This window comes from Streptomyces sp. NPDC026575 (assembly GCF_055567415.1).
The window spans coordinates 109,236-125,572 of the sequence record NZ_JBVHQM010000011.1; the positions used below are offsets into that span (position 1 = coordinate 109,236).

Below are 16,337 nucleotides of genomic sequence, written 5' to 3' on the forward strand. Positions count from 1 at the left end.
AGCGCTATTGGGGGCTATTGTCACGATCACTTCGTGGCGATGACGTACACGCTCGCCCACTGTCGCTTCGGATTGGCCAAGGTCGGGTCGAAGGTCCACGGCTCCACCGTGCCGAACCCCGCCTCCGTGAACAGCTGGACCAACTTGTCGTGGTCGTAGGCCCAGTAGTGGGGGTTGTACGTCGGGTCGTCGTCCTGGTCGCGGAAGACGTAGTTGATCAGGTCGAGGAAGGTGTTGATGTCCTCGCGGCAGTTCCGGTTGGCGTACCACCGCTCGATCATCTGGGTCGCTCGCTCGGGGCCAGCGGGGTACTGATTGAGGACATAGCCAGCGTCCGGCACGCCAGTGACGAGCTGGCCGCCGGGGGCCAGTACCCGGTGGGCCTCTCGGGCGTAGAGCTTGGCCGACCGTGGGTAGTCGATGTGCTCCAGGAAGTGTTCGGAGAACAGGAGTTGCACGGTTGCGTCGTGCAGGGGGATGCCCTCCCGCACATCCCACAGGAGGTCAGCCGGCGGTACGGCGTCGATGTTGTAGAAGCCGTCAACGCGGTGGGCGCCGCCGCCTATCTGCACCTTCGTCGGCGCCTCGTCGATCCTTCCGTTGGGCCATGCCTTCTGGCTGGCACGGTGGTACCGGTTGAGTTCGATCTCCTTGGCGGCGGCGCGCAGCGTGCGGGCGAGTCCGTGGGTGGTCGTGGGCTCCTCAAGGAGCGCGGCGATCTGCTCGCCGAGGTAGTCGATGGAGGGGCTCGCCGTATCGAGGTGGTTCATCAGCACGGGTTCCTCACGAATCGGGGCCATCACTCGGTGGCCGACTTCCACACTGGGGACGTTCTCTTGGGCGGTTCCGCTCTTCGTCAATTCACACGGCGGCGACCGTAGGTTCCGCCCATTTGTTGTTGCGCATGAGGGTGTACTTGATATCCACCAGGCGCGGAGCGATGGTCAGCTCCAAGTGTTCAGCCGGGTGGAGGCGGCCCGCGTCATCCTGCTCGGCTCGCCATACTCGGTACTCCAAATCGGGGTATGCGGGATTGATGCCGATCTCGCCCTTCGGAATGGTGCCGTTGAAGGGAGCGATGATGTCCATGTGGTTCCAGTAGTTCCACGCCTGAAGAGCTTTGTGCTGGTCGAAGTAGAAATAGAAGTCGGGGTAGCGGCCGAAGGTACGCAGTTCTCGGTGGATCAAGTGCCCAAGAAGCGGACCGAGTTGGGCCGCGAGGCCGTCGAATTCCCAGCGGGTGTGATGCCAGGCTTCCGGGATCTGCCCAGGGGTGAACAACCGGGCCGCGACGAGGTAGCTGATCCGTGCGGTGAGGTAGGCGCGGGCGTGCACCGGGTCAACGCTGGAATCGACCCGTGCGAGCAGCGCGTCCAGCCTGCTCGGCGAGGGCCGGAACTTCGCGAGGTCGAACTTGCCGGCCATGTGCGGGAAGGACGCGAACAGCATCTCCTTGTAGAGCCAGTTGTTGAACTCTCCGAGTTCGGCCCGTTCCCTGGTCTGTGAGGTCGTCGAGTGCAGCATCAGGTACTCCGCCAGCGCCTCGAAGTACACGTACCCCAGGATCGGCAGCCGGGGAATCGTCTCGTCCAGCAGGTGCAGGAAGGACTCGGGGCGCACGGTGGCGCCCTGGTAGGCGATGGCCGCCGCGAGCGCGAGGAAGGCCGTGGAGTTCTTGGCGCGACTGACGACTGTCTCGCGCAGCTGATGCCGCTCGGCCTTGGACAGCAGGTATTCGAGACGGCTGTAGATCTGCAGGTGGATCGAGCCCAGGCGCAGGTAGTCCACGCCGGCGAGACCTCGGTACGCCTGGGGCGGAAGATTGACCTCGAAGATCAACGGAGTGGGTACGCGGTCCGGCTCGCCGACCTTCGCGACGAAGGCGGGGGCCTCCTTGTTGAGCACGTAGGAGGCGAGGTTGTGCATACGGAAGCCGCTGTCCGTCGGGGTGAGCGGGGCGCAATAGATGCTGCCGACCAAGCACCCGCCGGAGGGGTAGAGGATGCCGTGCTCGCTGATCCGCTCCAGCGCGTGAGTGACGTGCAGCAGGTGTAACTTTCCGTCGCCACTGAGGGTGTTGAAGAGCGCGTTGCGGCGGAGTAGATGCCCATTGGGAGTGCCCTCCGCGAGCCGGGTCTCCCACGCCGCCGCCTGCTCGACGAGCGGATCGGCGCCCTCGCGGGGGCTGGGTATCAGGGTGGTGTCGAAGAACGCGTGGGCGTCGGCCCACTGCTGGTAGGCGTCGAGGAAGTCCATCAGCTGATCAACTCCCGTTGTTCCAGGGCTTTGAAGACGGCGTCCGCGCTGTCCAGCCCTGCCAAGTGAGCGGCTTCGGACCACACGACCAGGTCGAACGCGGTCGCGCGCAGTTGGTCGAACACGTCCGTACGGATGTGGACTGGGTTCGGCCACCAGCTCAGCTTCGGCAGCCGGTATCGATCGAGCGCGTCAGCCGCCTTGAGGAGGTCGCTGATCTGCTCGGCGCGGGAGTGGTCCGACTGGTCGTCGGATGTGAAGTCGGCATACGGAAGGTCGTGCAGGCGGACCGCTGTGGCCGCCTTGTCTATGAGTCTCGGCGTCGGGGCGAGGTGGAAGTGGCCCCAGACGGCGTTCGCGCTATCGGTGAGCCAGAGCGCCGCGCGAGAGCCGTGCCCCTGGTCGTCCTTGTCGTGGAGACGGCGGCAGTCGTGCACTGCGGCCGCCAAGATCAGCGTGGCCGTGTCGTCCTCGTCGAGGCCCGTTGCCTCGGCGAGCAGCGCCGCCAGGGCGGCGGTGCGCATCCCGTGGCGGATACCGTGCAGAGAGTCGCTGACCTTGGACTCGGCCATCCAATCCGCAGGGATGGCGGACCGGTAGAGCAGGCGCTGGGAGGTGGGCCGGAGTCGCGGGGACGAGTCGTCGGAGAACTCCGGGCGGTTCGACTCGATCCAGCGCACCGTGGCGTGGTCGGTGTACTGGTGGTGCGGTAGCTGCTTGCGTGCAGCCAGCTCGACCAGATTGTTGGCCGGCGGGGTCGTGCTCATCGGGCCCACCCCCTTGGTGGTCTACGACGGCGGATGACTCAGCTGGTGGGCGCGGCCTGTGCCGCGCTGGCCTTGCGGTCACGCTCTGCGGCCTCGAAGGCGGCGGTGAAGTCGGCGAGCTCCCGCTCACTCATCAGCGTCACCCCCAGTTCCTCGGCAACCGTGCGGATGCGGGCGCCGGCCTCTTCCTGCGCGGCCACGCTCGCCGCGTCGTCGAGTAGCACCTCGAACTCGGCGTGGTGGCCCCATGCCTCGCTCCACTTCACGGCGATCTCGATCCCACGGAAGCGGAAGTTGCGGCGCTGGTTGAACGCCTCGTGCATCTCCGCCTCGAAGCCGAGAGCGTTGAAGACGCGCACGGCCGCCGGGACGTCCTCGCGAGCGATGGCGATCTCGGTCTCCGGGAAGGCGGCGCCCTGGCCGATCTTGCTGGTCTTCAGCGTGATCTTCGCCGAGCCGGCGGCGGTATTGTCGGTGACCTTCAGCAGCTTGTCGGGCAGCACGTAGAAATAGATGCGCTTGTCGTCACAGCCGAGGTCTTCGGCATCGCGCTCCAGGCGCGAGATGAGCTGGTCATGGGCGTCCACGTCGAAACGGGCGCGCATCTCGATCTCAATGGCCAACGGTCTCTCCCCCTCCATTTGGGCATGACTGATCCGGCCGAACCAGGTGAGGTGGGGCCTCGGTTGGTTCAGATGCGGTTATTTGATGATGTTCAGAAACCGGGCGGTGCGGTCAGCGTGCCGCGTGAACCGCACCGCCCTGGTGCGTCCCAGATGAGGAAGCGTCAGGCGATCTCGCCGAAGCGGTCACGCACGACACCCTCGTGCAGGTAGTTGGGAAGCGTGACGCCGCCCACCGCTACGCGCGCGGTGGCGACCTGCTCCTCCGTCTCGCTCGGGAAGCCCTCCAGCAGCCGCAGGCACTGCTTCACCCACTCGCGGGACTGCTCCCAGTCGCCGGCGTCGCGGTTACGTACCGCGAGTGCGTAGGAGGTCTCAGCAGCCGCCCAACGGTCCGTCGCCAGTTCCCGCTGGAAGCTGGTCTCCAGCTCGCCAACGGAGGCCACGCGGGTCTGGTTGGTCATGGTGCCCTCTCTCTTACGGTGGTGCCCCAGTAGTGATCAACGCGCCGACGTCCCATAGGTGACGTCGACCCCGCTCAGTAGGTGAAGATCTCCGCGAGCGTGCGGTAGTCGTGCAGCTCGTCCTTGTCGAACCAGAGCTCTACCTCCTGGTCGGCCTCCGCCTTGTTGCCGGAGGCGTGCACCAGGTTCGCCGCGGCCTTGCCCGTTACCACGCTGGCGGCCTTGCTGTAGTGGGAGAAGTCCCCCCGCACCGTGCCGGCGGGCGCCTCATTGGGGAAGGTGCTGCCGACGATCTTCCGGACGGTCGCCACCGCGTCGTAGCCCTCCAGCGCGAGCGCGATGACGGGGCCCTGCTGCATGAAGGTGGCGGTGGTGTTGTAGACCTCGGCCCCGAGTCGTTCCTCAAGGTCGAAGTAGTGGCGCCGAGTGAACTCCGCGTCCATCTGCTTCATCTTGACGCCGACGATCTTCAGCGCCGCGTCCTCGAACCGTGTGATGATCTTCCCGGCGAAGCCGCGAACCACCGCGTCGGGCTTGAGGAGTACAAGAGTGCGCTCCACCGTGTGTTCCTGATCCTGGGCCATCGGTTCCCTTTCAGCGTTCAGGCAAGCGATATGACGGACGTTCAGCGCGTCAATGACTGAGGTTACCTGCGCTGGAAGGGCTGCTGTTCCTGGTAGTTGGGCTACTGCTGGCGGTGGCGTCCGGGTGACCGTGCGGCTCTTCCTGGCCAACGTGGACAGCGTCGAAGTGCCAGCGTGGCCCAGTCGGCTCGATGCGGGGAACGCGGTTCGGCACGGACGGCGCTCATGACCGGTCCGGCCCCGGCGTCAGGGGAAGGTGCGGGGTCGGACCGGGTCTCGACCCTGGTGCCGGAAGTTCCGTCGTGCTGCCGCATCACGAGCGTCCAGTGCAGTTGCTCCAGGTGGAACACGCACGCCCGGCAGGCGTGGATCTCCACCTCGACGCTCTTCGCGGTGATGGACCCGATTACCGCGACCTCCACGCCGAGCCGGTCGCAGCGGAAGCAGTTGCCAGTGGCCCACTCGAATCGCTCCCACAGCTGGAGAGGCTTCACGTCCCACCCTTGCCTTCGGCCGGGTGGAGGTCTGAGACCTTCGCCATCCACTCCCGTCCGCCCCCCCACTGGTCTCAGCCAGGCCATCGTGGGCGCGCAGTCGGAGTAGTAGGGCCAGGGTTGTACCTCGCCCCTGCGGTCTGTCTTGGAGTCGGTCACGAGTGCGCCGATCGTCAGCCACTCGGGCAACGACCAGCCGGCAGCGACCTCTACGGTGACTCGACGTTGAGCGACGGCGAGGGCGGTGCGTTTCCGGCGTCGTGCTGCGATGTCCATCCTTGGGCCTCCAGCGATCCGGTGCGGCGGGTGGCGGCCCGCCCCAGGCGTGGGAGGAGGAGCGAGCCGCCGTACCGTCCGGAGCGGAGGGGAGCAACCTGTCTCGCCCCGGACGGCGATCTTTGGCCGCCACCCTCGCGGCCTCTCGCGTGACGAGACCGGAAAGGGAGGTGTGGCCGTGTGCGTCCTCGGTCCGGGCTCCGAACGCGCTGATCTTCCAAGGGATCTGGACTAGCATTTTCGCGAGTTCGGTGTGCTCCCCCCTGCTCCAGGGGGTGAGAGCGCACCAAGTCCCGTACCTGGGATGGAAGATGCCGGAGATAGCCGTGGACTGCATGTACGTAAGTCAACTGGTCCGGCGGACGCGTCACCATGAACGGACAGTGCAACAAGCGTGCAGCGGCGATGCATTGACCATGCATGGCACCGACGACGAAGCAGCGGAGGCACTGAATGGAAGTGATCGACGTCTGGAGCGGTCGCTACGCGTGCACGCTCCAGGCGGCGCTTCGCATGACCAACGAGGCCTTCGCCAACCACCTTGGCATCGCGCTTCGCACCGTCGCCACCTGGCACGCCGACCCTGACGTCGTGCCCCGCGCGGAGATGCAGCAGCTACTCGACGAGGTGTACGAGAAGGCGGCGCCGACGGTACGCAAGCGGTTCGCGCTGCTAGCGGTGGGCGGAGACAGGGGCGGACCGGGCTCGGCGGACGGAGGTCCCGAGCCCCAGGCGCTTCGGGTCGCGATCGCCGTCGTCGTCCGTGAGGACCAAGTCTTGATGGTCTGCCGCCGCGATGACGACTCGTCCGGGATCACGTGGCAGTTTCCGGCGGGAGTGATCAAGCCGGGCGTACGGCCGGAGACCGCCACCGTTCGCGAGACCTTGGACGAGACAGGGGTGCACTGCGCTGTCCGGCAGAGCCTCGGCAGCCGCATCCACCCCGTCACCGGCGTGCAGTGCGAATACTTCCTCTGCGAGTACCTGGCCGGCGAGGCCAAGAACAGCGACGTAGTTGAGAACGTGGACGTGATGTGGGCGCCGAGAAACGCGGTGACCCGCTTCATCCCCGCCAATAAGATCTTTCCACCGATCTTGGCAGCCTTGGAGGAGCACCCATGACGGAGCAGACCGCCGAAGAGCGCCCGGGTATCTCGGCCGCGATCGTCGTCCACGAAGGGCGGGTCCTGATGGTGCGGCGACGAGTGAAGGAAGGGCAGCTCTCGTGGCAGTTCCCCGCGGGGGAGATCGAGCAGGGGGAGTCAGCTGAGGAGGCGGCCGTCCGCGAGACGGGCGAGGAGACCGGTCTGACGGTTTCCGCGGTCAAGCTCCTCGGTGAGCGCGTACACCCGAAGACGCAGCGGCTCATGTCGTACACGGCGTGCGACGTCGTGTCCGGAACCGCCTACGTGGCGGACACCGAGGAACTCGCCGAACTCGCGTGGTGCGCCCACTCCGAGATCCCTGAGTACGTGCCCTATGGCCTGTACGAGCCGGTTCAGGAGTACCTCGATGAGGTGCTGACCAAGTAGCGCGGCCAACTTGTGCCGCCCGCAGTGCACTTGGTCGAGTGCGGCGGGCGGCGCTGCTCATGGCCCGTGCTCGACGAGCTGCGGTTTCATCACGAGCCCTCGCCCGATGAGGCGGTCCCCCGCACGAGCTGCGTAGCGTCACGCGTGACGAAACGAGGGGGGAGCCGTGAGCCGCCTGAACAGCTCGACGTGCGCCGTGTGCGATGGACCGTTACCGCCACGAGCCCGCACCGGTCGCCCGGCCGTTTACTGCTCTCGCGCCTGCCAGGCCAAGGCGTACCGCGCCCGCACCGCCGAGGGGCGACGGGCTAAGCCGGGCGGCATCGCGGCGCTCCCACCGCCCGTCCGGTTGCCGAAGCGCATCGGCGGTGGTGGCACGGCGGACCGCATCATCTCCCTGACCATCGCCCTCGTGCACCGCGCCGAACTCGCGGCCGGTGCGATACGTAACGGCCGCCCGGTGCCGGAGGGAGCCGATGGGCTCGACGGCAGCCCCGACACCATCGAGCGCATCGCTGCCGACCTGGTGGCCACCATCCGGGGCGCGGCCCCCGCTGAGGAAACGTCACGGTGTGACGAAACGACGCACCGGGCGCCCGCGTCGGCGGAGTTCACCATCGCGCCCGAGCCGCAGCCCCGGAGCCGCAGGCTGGCGAGCGTCGCCGCGACCACCACCCGCCGCGTGGAATCCGCACGCGTCGAGCAGCAGGCCCCGGAAGAGCCGCCCGCGCGCGTAACCCGGACCGTGGACATGTCCGCCGACCTCGGCGACGGGTACGCCCTCGTACAGCTCGAATCGACCTTCGACGGTGAATGGCTGCTGCGGTTGCGCGGCGAGACGATCGGCAGCGTGCGGCGGATCAACAGCCTGTCGGGATACACGGTCACCGGCTGGGAGGCCCGGCACCACATGATGAAGCTCCCGTACGGGCTCCGGGGGAGCTGGCGCACCCGCGCCCTGGCCGCCGCTGGAGTGGCCGCCGCGCACGAACAGCACTGCCTCAAGCCGAAGCCCCGTAGGCGGGCACTGTCTGGACGGCGGGCATAGGGTAGGGCGCGTCGTAGGCCCGGTGAGCTGGGGCGAAGCGGCTGGACGGCACGGTCTTCGCAGTACGTATCCGGTACACATTCAGTACGGATGAGGCCAGGAACGGCCGTGATCGCGAGTGATAGACCGTGACACGTTTTTGCAGGTCAAACGGCCTGTGACCAGGTTTCCGCAGGTGAGCCAGGGGGCCGAAAACTCCCTCGTAATGCGTAGGTCTCGGGTTCGAATCCCGAAGGCGGCTCAGAGAAACCCCAGGTCACCTAGCCCGTGACCTGGGGTTTTGTGTTGCTCAGGGCATGGCGCGTCACACGGCCGAGAAGCCGAGGGATCGCCTGCGTGAGCCCGGTCGGAAGAAGCGCAAGAAGTAGGCCACCGAGCCGCTCGGCTCAGGGGAACCATTTTGTCGGTGGCCTCGGCGGCGTTCTTGCCGGCGTGGGGGAGCACGCTCTGGCAGATGTCCTGCGTGATCCGGGTGTCGCTGTGGCCGAGGGTGTCCGACACGATCTTGATGTCGATGTCGATGTCGATGTCGATGTCGATGTCGGCGGCGGGCATGAGAGTGGCCGCACCGTGACGGAGGCCGTGCAGCCGGATCGGTGGGAGGCCGGAGGCGGCGACGAGACGCTCGAAGAGATCGGTGACCTTGCCGGGGTGCAGCCAAGAGCCGTCTTCCTGCGTGAAGACGAGGCCCGTCTCGACCCAGGCCGGCCCCCACTCTGCGCGGTCCGCCTCCTGCTGCGCGCGGTGCCGCTTCAGCCCGCCGACGGTGTCGTCGTCCAGGGCGACGACACGGAAGCCGCTGTCCGCCTTCGGCTCCGAAGCTTCGACTTCCCAGCCATCCTGGACGAGTTGGCCGGTGACCGTGAGGGAGTGCCGGTCAAGGTTGGTCTCCGACCAGGGCCGGCCGCACGCTTCACCGCGCCGCAGACCGCGGAACGCGAGCCACTCACGACCGCGGACCTCGAACGACCACCCGTACTGCGAAGCGCATTTCAAGTCGCTGAAGTACCGGCCCGACTTCCCGGACCGCTTCGACACCATCGGACAGCCCCGCGCCTTCTGTCGCACCTTCTTCACCTGGTACAACACCGCACACCGGCACTCCAGGATCGCCTGGCACACGCCACACGACGTCCACCACGGGCACACCGACGCCGTCAACGCCCGCGGCCCGCGCCGCCGTCCGCGCCGAGGTCCTGACCGCCGCCTACCCACGCCACCCCGAACCCGCCGCCCTGCCCACCGCCACCTGGATCAACCCACCCAGCCGCGACCAGCAAGAACACTGACTCAAAGATTCTCGGACCAACCTGCCTCGAAAAAATCTTGACAGCTACCGCCCTCTCCTGAGTTCGACTTTCGATACTGTCGGCGTGGTTACTACCGGGCCCGGGGCCTGCTATCGGAGCCGACCGGGCGCGGGACTGTCCATTCGACCACGGGGGCAAGGAGACACGAATGGCTGCGCAAAATAGCGACCACAGACACCCTCTGACCGACCAGCAGTTAGATATCCCCGTCGCTCAGGACGCGACGGCGACGCGCCCGCGTCCGCGACGAGCAGAGGCCCGGACCACCCGCGCTCCTCAGGGGAGAGTGACGACCGATCGCGGCGGTCAACCGGCCGGCGAGAAGTCTCCCTCCAGCGCCCTGACACCGCGCCAGCTGGAGGTACTCGCCCTGCTTACCGACGGCATGACGAACCGCCACATAGCTCGGGCACTCGGTATCACGGAGAAGACCGTCAAGAACCACATGCAAGCGATCTTCGCCCGGCTCAACGTGTCCGATCGGACCCAGGCCGCGGTCTACGCGGTTCGGCACAACCGAGCGGCATGACGGCTGCTGCCCGGCCGTCACCGCGCCGGGCAGCAGTGGCACCATCGATCGTTCCCGCCGTCGCCGGTGGCCGCCAGAGGCTCGGACGGCCGACCCGCTCCCCGCTGTCCGAGACGCCATGCGGTCGCTCTCACCGGACGAACGACCGGCACACGTTCTCACACCAGCCTCTGAGCGCCACCCATGAAGTCACCGGGAACACCGTCCACGGCCACCCCGTTCCCGGAGATCATCATGCCGCTCTGGCCGCTGGCCGCGAACCCCGTCTTGATGCCCCGGCGGTTCGCCTCGTAGGAGAGCTGCAGCGCTGCAGTCTTCTTGCCGATGTTCGAGTCGCTGCCACAGGTATGGATGATCCAGGCGTCCAGGTCCAGGACCCGGGCCTTGTTCAGCGGGACGGCAGGGGGATGCTTGGCTTCCCAGAGGGTGATGTCGTTCTCCCGGGCGGCGCGTGCCAGGTCCGGGTCCGTCTCCAAGCGGTCGATGTGCTGCTTGGTGATCGTGTCGGCGAGGGGTTTCTCGGCCGGCACGCTGCTCTCGCGGGCGGCCAGGAGCCGGCCGACGACGTAGCGCGAGTAACTGTCGGTGATCACGTAGAGGTGGAGGTACGACCACTTCGCCGGCCCGGCCCGCTTGGTTGGGTTCGCGCGGCGTGCGTACCGGCAGCGGGGTTTGGCGGTGCCGGCGGTAGTGGCTGGCTGCGGCCGTCCGGCTGCCGCGATCAGCGACGTGTAGAGGCCCTCGCGGCGCAGAAGAGCGCCCTTGCCTGCCTTGTTGAGTGAAACTTGAAATCCTGCAGGATCCGGGCTTTAAAGGCGGCCGAGTACGTTCGTGACCTGGCCTTCGCCGGCACCTCGGGATCGGGTGCCTCGCTGCTGGAACTCACCGGACCGGGTCTCCGTGCTCGCCCTCAACTCAACATTTGATGAGTAGATCTTGCGTCACACGATCTTGGCAGAGAGGGTCTTCCTCAGTGTCGTGAAGCTTCGCAACTTCATGATCACTTATGCGGCCCGTCCCAGGGCTCGGCCGCCAGCCCGTCGACGGCAAAAGCCGTGCTGATAACGGTGCTGATAACTGTGCTTATGGGGCTGGGCTGTTGACGGGCGCGGAGCATAGCGACAGCCAGCGACAGCCAACAGTGGGTATTAAGTCCTATGTACGGCCGACTTGACGATCTGACAATCTTCCCGTGGTTGCAGTCCACCACTTAGGAGGGCTGCAGAGTCGTGAACGGCCCCCGGTGGTTGGGTTTCATATCCCGCACTGGTGCATTGGGCCAGACACACGTCGAGGGCCGGGTGTGCGCCGCGCAGCCGGAGTGCGGAGATGCTGCCGCACGCACGGCCGAGGTGGTCGTCAGAACCGCCCAGAAACTACAGCGAAAGAAGGAGCAGTGACGACCGAACTGCAGCGGCCGGTGGACAACCCGATTGTCATCGATGATCCCGAGAGCCTCTCGTTCCGGGTGGATCGCCGCGCCTACACCGACGACGACGTGGCCGCGCAGGAGATGGCCAAGATCTTCGATCGCTGCTGGTTGTACCTCGGGCACGAATCGGAGGTGCCCGAGCCGGGCTCCTTTGTGTCACGCGACGTCGCCGGGCGCCCGGTGGTCATGTCGCGCGGGTCCGACGGGGTGATCCGGGTATTTGCCAACAGCTGCACTCACCGCGGGGCTCTGATCTGCTCGCAGCCGACCGGGCAGACCAAGTCGTTCCGGTGCCCTTATCACGACTGGACGTTCTCCAACCGGGGCGACCTGGTCGGGGTTCCGATTCCGGACGGGTACGGGCCGAACTTCCGGAAGGCCGACTACGGCCTGGCGCAGCACCGTAGTGACAGTTACCGCGGTTTTGTCTTCGTCACCTTCGATCCGCAGCAGCCGCTCACCTTGACTGAGTACCTGGCGGGAGCCACGGATTACCTCGATCTGATCGACGACCAGTCCGAGGTCGGAATGGAGGTGATCCAAGGCGCGCAGCTCCACGGGGCCCAGGCCAACTGGAAGCTCATGATGGAGAACAGCGTCGACATCTACCACTTCCGAGCGCTGCACAAGCGTTACGTCAGCTACATGCAGTCGCTCGGGTCGGTGCCGCCACGACGACGAGGTGGCTTCGGCCGCGCCCTCGGCCTGGGTCATGGAGCCAACGAGCTGCCGCCGGCCGCAGCCCGCCCGCTCGCCCACTGGACGCCGATGTTCCCTCCCGAGGTCCGGCCGCAGATGGAGGCGACCGCCGCACGTTTCGTCGAGAAGTTCGGCGCCGAACGCGCCGAACGGATCACCGGCACCAATCGCGCGGTGCTGATCTTCCCCAACTTGATGGTCATCGACGCGATTGCGATCACGATTCGCAAGATTGAGCCGATCGGCGCCGACCGGATGTCCATCACCTCGGTTGCGCTGGCACCCAAGGACGAAGATCCGGAGATCCGCGAACTCCGCAAGAGTCACTACCTGACATTCCTCGGTCCTGCCGGATTCGCCACTCCCGACGACATCGAGATCATCGAGTCGTGCCAGCGGGGTTATCTCAACCGCACGGTGCGCTACTCGGATCTGTCACGCGGTATGGACAAGGAACTCCCCGAGACGACCGACGAGCTTCCGGCCCGCGAGTTCTGGCGGCAGTGGGACCGGCTGATGCACGGCGAAGGCGGTCACTTCGAGGTCGCTCACCAGGTCGAGTTGCAAGGGGCAGAAAAGCGATGACCAGCGCAGTGATAGTCGACGATGCAGCCCAGGTGAGGCTGTGGCACCGGGTGAGCCAGTTCCTCTTCCGTGAGGCTCGGCTGCTCGACGAGTGGCGTCTGACCGAGTGGTACGACGAGATGCTGACCGACGATATCCGCTACGTGGTGCCGGCTACCGACGTCCGCGGCGAGTCGGCCGACGCGCTCGGGCTCATCGACGACAATGCCGCCCGGCTTCGCCAGCGGATCGAGCAGATCCTCAATGGTGAGGTGTGGTGCGAGAACCCTCGGTCGCGAACGAATCGCATGATCAGCAACGTGGAAATCCTGGCTGATCAGGGCAGCTACCTAGAGGTGGCGGCGAATGTCGTCGCATACCGCTTCGGGCACGGTCGCTCCGACGCTTACGTCGGAAAGTATCGGTTCGAACTCGTCCCCGAGGGCGAGTCGTTCCGGATCCGGCGACGGGTCGTGGTGCTCGACCACGAGACGTTGTACGAGCACGGAAAGATCAGCATCGTCCTGTAATGGGCCGATGACAGCGGCCGGCCCCGGCGGCCTCCCAGCCGTCGCCGCCGCAGCCGAGCCGGGCCTCCCTCGCGAGAAATACGTCCTCAGCGTCGTCGGCGGCTGGGGCCCGGGCTGGTCCTCGTCTTCATGACGTCGTGACGTGACAACCATCCGCCCCACTATGGAGGAGTTGATCGATGAATCAGCCGTCTACCCGGCGCGAGCGGGGTGAAGCCGTCTTCAAGGAGGTCTTCGGCCGCGAACCGCGCCAGGGCAATTACCCGGAGTTCCTGCAGATCACCATCGAGCACTTGTTCGGCGAGATCTGGGACCGCCCGCACCTGAGCCTTGAGGAGCGCGAACTGGTCGCACTGACCGCGGTCGCGCTGGCGCGGACCGATTGGGAGTTGCGGGGCCACATAGGTGCCTCCCTGAACCTCGGGATGTCGCGGGAGAAGATCGTCGAAGTCATCATTCAGCTCGCCTACTACGGCGGCTGGCCGGTAGCCAACAATGGACTGCGCGTCGCCCAGGAAGTCTTCGCCGAGTTGGACAACGCCACCGGGAAGGACGCGGACCATGACCGGTGAAACGACTCCTCTCGACCCGGCGGAGAAGGTCGACCTGTGGCGCCAGCGGTACTTCGAGGCCCAGGCGGCCGCGGAAGAGTTCGTCCTGGGAGAGCACGGCGAAGAGGGCCTGGCCGGATGGATCGAGGCGAACTCCCGCATCACCGCGGACCTGCTGCGAGCGCAACGGCCCGACGGGGTATCGGCCACCGATCACTTCATGACCCGGATGCAACGTCAGCTCTTGCTGTACGACTCGGAAGTGTCGACCGAGCCGCAGCCCTCGGGCACCGTTCTGCGTAACGCCGACTGCGGGATCCTCCGGTACCGCAAAAAGGCTGCCCGCGCCGGCGTCGTCCTGACGTTCAAGTCACCGTGCGGGTACTGCCAGAAACTCCACACCGCCATCGCCGCCCGCTACGTGGAACCGGACGTTACGGTGTCGTGCGAACAGGCGGGCGACGGGTGCACCTGGCGCGCGGAATCCGCTCACGCTCCAGGGGAGGACGCGGCCGGGTCACCGCACCGCGGACCTGCTGCTGATTGAACCGACGGCAGTACAGTTCCCCGCCGGTCGGCCTAGAAGGGCGTTCGGCGATGCCATCGACTCGGACCTTTTGTCGCGACTTTGCCTGACCCCCGACCGAAACGTCTCCCAGCACTTCTCGTACTCGTCTATCGGAGTGATTAGGCATGCCTTTGTCGATGGTTGACAAAATAATCCGTCTGAACCTGATGGCTTTCCCGCGCCCCCTTAATGTGGCGCAGTTCTACCCGGCGCTTTCGACGTACAGCGTCGAGCAGCCTTTTTCGCTCGACGATTTTCGAGACGCAGTCGGTAACTTCTTCGACGAGAACCCGCTCTTTTCGAAGTGTCATTTGATCGAGCGGGAGTTCGAAAGTCCGGAAGAATTCCCGATCGAATCCTTCCAGGGGATCGTGCTCGACGAGTACCCCAATTACCACGACGGCTTCCTGTTGATGTCCGTCACGTACAAGTCGAATCCCAACATCCAGGGGATCTTCACAGCCTTCCCCATGTCGATGCAGGACGGCTTCAGGTGCTTCCAATTCCACCAGGCGTTGATGAGCACCATGAAGGCGGGCGAAGACCGGTTCCGCATTGCGGAGGCGATTGCGGATCTTCAACTGCAGACCGCTGACCTGGACCAGTACCTCCCCGCGAAGAAGCCGTCCGTCGATGAGGACGAAACGGTGCGCATCATGCCCTGGACGGTTCGAGAGACCGTCGAGCCGGCCGTGAAGCTCGGTTCATTTCTCGACACGGTCAAGGCGGAGTTCCAGAAGAGGTCCAGCGAGAACCTTCTCGTGATGAAGAACGCCTCGTACGCCGCAAGCCTTCCCTTCGGAAACCATCTCGTGTTCCTGTTCGTTCCGCGCGAGGTGGTCGATCGGAGCGATGGTATTCAGATTCGCGACTACTACAAGGAGCTGGCGGTCGAAGCGGAGAAGAACGTCGCGCAGTTGGAGACACCGGAGGACTTCGCACGAGCCGGCGCGGAGGTGTTTCCGTGGATAGGCACGCACCCCCGTCGATTCGGCGTCAACAACTACGGCGATGTCTCGCGGTTCGACGGGTCGGACTTCCTTCCGGCCAAGGGAACCCTCGTGCAGTACCAGTGGCACATGCCGTACCTCGTGTCGCGTGGAGCGGCCGAGGAAGGTTCGGGAATGTACATGACCATTACCATCAACGGTAAGGCGCTCCACTTCCTGACGGAGCGGCGGTAGGGAAAGACGGAGATCGTTACGTTGTCTTGCACGCGGGGTGTCTCCCGTCGCTGACAGACGCGTTGCCCGAGGCGGGGACGATCGTGCATGTGCGGGCGATGCTGACTGAGCGTGCACGGGGAGCGTTGTTCCCGTGGTACCTGCGCCTACGGAACAAGAACGCGGCTTCGGCGTGCGTCAGCCAGAACGATCACCAGGGCCTGGCCCGCACCGCGGCCCTCGGCCTATGTGTGGCCGTGGGCCGCCAACTCGGTATGACCTTCGACGTCAGCCGGTCGCCGGCCCACAACCGCGCGGCACTGCCGTTGGTTCAGTCACCGCCTCGTCCGCGGTGCGGTGACCCGGTCGCGTCCTTTCCTGGAGCGTGAGCGGATTCCGCGTGCCAGGTGCATCCGTCGCCCGCCTGTTCGCACGACACCGTGACGTCCGGTTCCGTTCCACCCTGAACCGGTGCTCAGTCAGGACGGTAAATACCACACAAGAAACAAGCAATAGCTTGAGTCGGGAGTAGCCGTGAAGATCGTCAAATCTTTTTACAGGATATACCTTCGAAAGACGGAACTCGAAGCATGTAAAAAGTTCTACATGGCGCTCCAAGGAGTGGACCGTCCGCACCATGAATTTTATTACGAGGAGTTCAGGCTCGATATCGTAGGGATCGGAAGTGTTCTCCTGCTCGCGGGAGACAAGGCTGACACCGAGCGGTTCGAGGCTACCAAGTTGACCTGTTTGGTGGATGACCTGGACGCCGTGCGCGCATACTTCATCCGGACTGGGGTCAAGATCATCGACGATCTCAAGGTGGTTCCTTCAGGGCGCAACTTGCGCGCCATGAGTCCGGACGGAACGATCGCCGAGTACGTCCAGCACAGCGATGACTTCAAGCGCAAGATGTCCGGAAACGCCTACGATTGAAAATGCCGGAT

General features: G+C 65.5%; 18 protein-coding genes and 1 pseudogene. 11 read left to right on the plus strand and 8 right to left on the minus strand.

Annotated features, from left to right (window positions below; genetic code table 11):
- Positions 1 to 26 precede the first annotated feature (26 nt).
- The 6 genes from ACZ4NB_RS17420 to ACZ4NB_RS17445 all read right to left on the minus strand — a co-directional run bounded on the left by ACZ4NB_RS17420 (position 27) and on the right by ACZ4NB_RS17445 (position 4,694).
- Positions 27 to 770: a class I SAM-dependent methyltransferase gene (locus ACZ4NB_RS17420; RefSeq protein WP_467662367.1), complete on the minus strand. Its 744-nt coding sequence runs from the start codon at positions 768 to 770 to the stop codon at positions 27 to 29.
- Positions 771 to 861: 91 nt separating this feature from the next.
- Entirely contained in the window at positions 862 to 2,256 is a 1,395-nt protein-coding gene (locus tag ACZ4NB_RS17425; RefSeq protein ID WP_467662369.1) for a hypothetical protein, read from the minus strand.
- Positions 2,256 to 3,023 (minus strand): hypothetical protein, encoded by a 768-nt coding sequence (locus ACZ4NB_RS17430; protein ID WP_467662371.1) that lies wholly within the window; start codon positions 3,021 to 3,023, stop codon positions 2,256 to 2,258. Before ACZ4NB_RS17430 ends, ACZ4NB_RS17425 begins: the two co-directional genes overlap by 1 nt.
- Before the next feature lie 38 nt (positions 3,024 to 3,061).
- A complete protein-coding gene (locus ACZ4NB_RS17435; protein ID WP_467662372.1) occupies positions 3,062 to 3,646 on the minus strand; it encodes a CYTH domain-containing protein in 585 nt (194 codons plus the stop codon).
- A 164-nt stretch (positions 3,647 to 3,810) separates the two neighbouring features.
- Positions 3,811 to 4,110 (minus strand): hypothetical protein, encoded by a 300-nt coding sequence (locus tag ACZ4NB_RS17440; protein ID WP_467662374.1) that lies wholly within the window; start codon positions 4,108 to 4,110, stop codon positions 3,811 to 3,813.
- Positions 4,111 to 4,184: 74 nt separating this feature from the next.
- The gene (locus ACZ4NB_RS17445) at positions 4,185 to 4,694 is read right to left on the minus strand and encodes a nucleoside-diphosphate kinase (RefSeq protein ID WP_467662376.1); all 510 of its coding nucleotides are present in this window, start codon (positions 4,692 to 4,694) and stop codon (positions 4,185 to 4,187) included.
- Positions 4,695 to 5,917: 1,223 nt separating this feature from the next.
- Here ACZ4NB_RS17445 and ACZ4NB_RS17450 point away from each other — a divergent pair.
- From ACZ4NB_RS17450 to ACZ4NB_RS17460, 3 genes are all read left to right on the plus strand, one after another.
- The gene (locus ACZ4NB_RS17450; RefSeq protein ID WP_467662378.1) at positions 5,918 to 6,586 is read left to right on the plus strand and encodes an NUDIX hydrolase; all 669 of its coding nucleotides are present in this window, start codon (positions 5,918 to 5,920) and stop codon (positions 6,584 to 6,586) included.
- On the plus strand, positions 6,583 to 6,996 hold the full coding sequence (locus tag ACZ4NB_RS17455; protein WP_467662380.1) for an NUDIX hydrolase: 414 nt from the start codon (positions 6,583 to 6,585) through the stop codon (positions 6,994 to 6,996). The genes ACZ4NB_RS17450 and ACZ4NB_RS17455 overlap by 4 nt, the downstream gene beginning before the upstream one ends.
- A 349-nt stretch (positions 6,997 to 7,345) precedes the next feature.
- Positions 7,346 to 8,044: a hypothetical protein gene (locus ACZ4NB_RS17460; protein ID WP_467662382.1), complete on the plus strand. Its 699-nt coding sequence runs from the start codon at positions 7,346 to 7,348 to the stop codon at positions 8,042 to 8,044.
- A 240-nt stretch (positions 8,045 to 8,284) separates the two neighbouring features.
- Here the strand turns inward: ACZ4NB_RS17460 and ACZ4NB_RS17465 are convergent.
- Positions 8,285 to 8,986: pseudogene (locus ACZ4NB_RS17465) on the minus strand (tyrosine-type recombinase/integrase); the annotation flags it as partial.
- On the opposite strand from ACZ4NB_RS17465, the gene ACZ4NB_RS17470 reads away from it, so the two are divergent.
- The gene (locus ACZ4NB_RS17470) at positions 8,907 to 9,374 is read left to right on the plus strand and encodes an integrase core domain-containing protein (protein ID WP_467662628.1); all 468 of its coding nucleotides are present in this window, start codon (positions 8,907 to 8,909) and stop codon (positions 9,372 to 9,374) included. The pseudogene ACZ4NB_RS17465 and the gene ACZ4NB_RS17470 sit on opposite strands and share 80 nt — an antisense overlap.
- A gap of 128 nt (positions 9,375 to 9,502) precedes the next feature.
- Positions 9,503 to 9,883, plus strand: a complete 381-nt coding sequence (locus ACZ4NB_RS17475) for a response regulator transcription factor (protein WP_467662384.1) — start codon at positions 9,503 to 9,505, stop codon at positions 9,881 to 9,883.
- 158 nt (positions 9,884 to 10,041) lie between these two features.
- Here the strand turns inward: ACZ4NB_RS17475 and ACZ4NB_RS17480 are convergent, their stop codons facing one another.
- Positions 10,042 to 10,476 carry a DUF1611 domain-containing protein gene (locus ACZ4NB_RS17480; protein ID WP_467662386.1) on the minus strand — a complete coding sequence of 145 codons (435 nt, stop codon included), beginning with the start codon at positions 10,474 to 10,476 and terminating at the stop codon, positions 10,042 to 10,044.
- A gap of 803 nt (positions 10,477 to 11,279) precedes the next feature.
- On the opposite strand from ACZ4NB_RS17480, the gene ACZ4NB_RS17485 reads away from it, so the two are divergent.
- From ACZ4NB_RS17485 to ACZ4NB_RS17510, 6 genes are all read left to right on the plus strand, one after another.
- A complete protein-coding gene (locus tag ACZ4NB_RS17485; protein ID WP_467662388.1) occupies positions 11,280 to 12,599 on the plus strand; it encodes an aromatic ring-hydroxylating oxygenase subunit alpha in 1,320 nt (439 codons plus the stop codon).
- On the plus strand, positions 12,596 to 13,108 hold the full coding sequence (locus ACZ4NB_RS17490; RefSeq protein ID WP_467662390.1) for an aromatic-ring-hydroxylating dioxygenase subunit beta: 513 nt from the start codon (positions 12,596 to 12,598) through the stop codon (positions 13,106 to 13,108). The genes ACZ4NB_RS17485 and ACZ4NB_RS17490 overlap by 4 nt, the downstream gene beginning before the upstream one ends.
- A 179-nt stretch (positions 13,109 to 13,287) precedes the next feature.
- The gene (locus tag ACZ4NB_RS17495) at positions 13,288 to 13,680 is read left to right on the plus strand and encodes a carboxymuconolactone decarboxylase family protein (RefSeq protein ID WP_467662392.1); all 393 of its coding nucleotides are present in this window, start codon (positions 13,288 to 13,290) and stop codon (positions 13,678 to 13,680) included.
- Positions 13,670 to 14,206 (plus strand): hypothetical protein, encoded by a 537-nt coding sequence (locus tag ACZ4NB_RS17500; RefSeq protein WP_467662394.1) that lies wholly within the window; start codon positions 13,670 to 13,672, stop codon positions 14,204 to 14,206. The genes ACZ4NB_RS17495 and ACZ4NB_RS17500 overlap by 11 nt, the downstream gene beginning before the upstream one ends.
- Before the next feature lie 158 nt (positions 14,207 to 14,364).
- Positions 14,365 to 15,411: a hypothetical protein gene (locus tag ACZ4NB_RS17505; RefSeq protein WP_467662396.1), complete on the plus strand. Its 1,047-nt coding sequence runs from the start codon at positions 14,365 to 14,367 to the stop codon at positions 15,409 to 15,411.
- Between the two features lie 513 nt (positions 15,412 to 15,924).
- On the plus strand, positions 15,925 to 16,326 hold the full coding sequence (locus ACZ4NB_RS17510) for a VOC family protein (protein ID WP_467662398.1): 402 nt from the start codon (positions 15,925 to 15,927) through the stop codon (positions 16,324 to 16,326).
- Positions 16,327 to 16,337: the final 11 nt, after the last annotated feature.

Bases quoted from the DNA above. Each gene is read 5' to 3' on its own strand.
- ACZ4NB_RS17500 (WP_467662394.1), top strand. From the start codon at position 13,670: ATGACCGGTGAAACGACTCCTCTCGACCCGGCGGAGAAGGTCGACCTG.
- ACZ4NB_RS17445 (WP_467662376.1), bottom strand. From the start codon at position 4,694: ATGGCCCAGGATCAGGAACACACGGTGGAGCGCACTCTTGTACTCCTC.
- ACZ4NB_RS17455 (WP_467662380.1), top strand. From the start codon at position 6,583: ATGACGGAGCAGACCGCCGAAGAGCGCCCGGGTATCTCGGCCGCGATC.
- ACZ4NB_RS17420 (WP_467662367.1), bottom strand. From the start codon at position 770: ATGAACCACCTCGATACGGCGAGCCCCTCCATCGACTACCTCGGCGAG.
- ACZ4NB_RS17475 (WP_467662384.1), top strand. From the start codon at position 9,503: ATGGCTGCGCAAAATAGCGACCACAGACACCCTCTGACCGACCAGCAG.
- ACZ4NB_RS17450 (WP_467662378.1), top strand. From the start codon at position 5,918: ATGGAAGTGATCGACGTCTGGAGCGGTCGCTACGCGTGCACGCTCCAG.
- ACZ4NB_RS17495 (WP_467662392.1), top strand. From the start codon at position 13,288: ATGAATCAGCCGTCTACCCGGCGCGAGCGGGGTGAAGCCGTCTTCAAG.
- ACZ4NB_RS17425 (WP_467662369.1), bottom strand. From the start codon at position 2,256: ATGGACTTCCTCGACGCCTACCAGCAGTGGGCCGACGCCCACGCGTTC.
- ACZ4NB_RS17440 (WP_467662374.1), bottom strand. From the start codon at position 4,110: ATGACCAACCAGACCCGCGTGGCCTCCGTTGGCGAGCTGGAGACCAGC.
- ACZ4NB_RS17505 (WP_467662396.1), top strand. From the start codon at position 14,365: ATGGTTGACAAAATAATCCGTCTGAACCTGATGGCTTTCCCGCGCCCC.
- ACZ4NB_RS17490 (WP_467662390.1), top strand. From the start codon at position 12,596: ATGACCAGCGCAGTGATAGTCGACGATGCAGCCCAGGTGAGGCTGTGG.
- ACZ4NB_RS17430 (WP_467662371.1), bottom strand. From the start codon at position 3,023: ATGAGCACGACCCCGCCGGCCAACAATCTGGTCGAGCTGGCTGCACGC.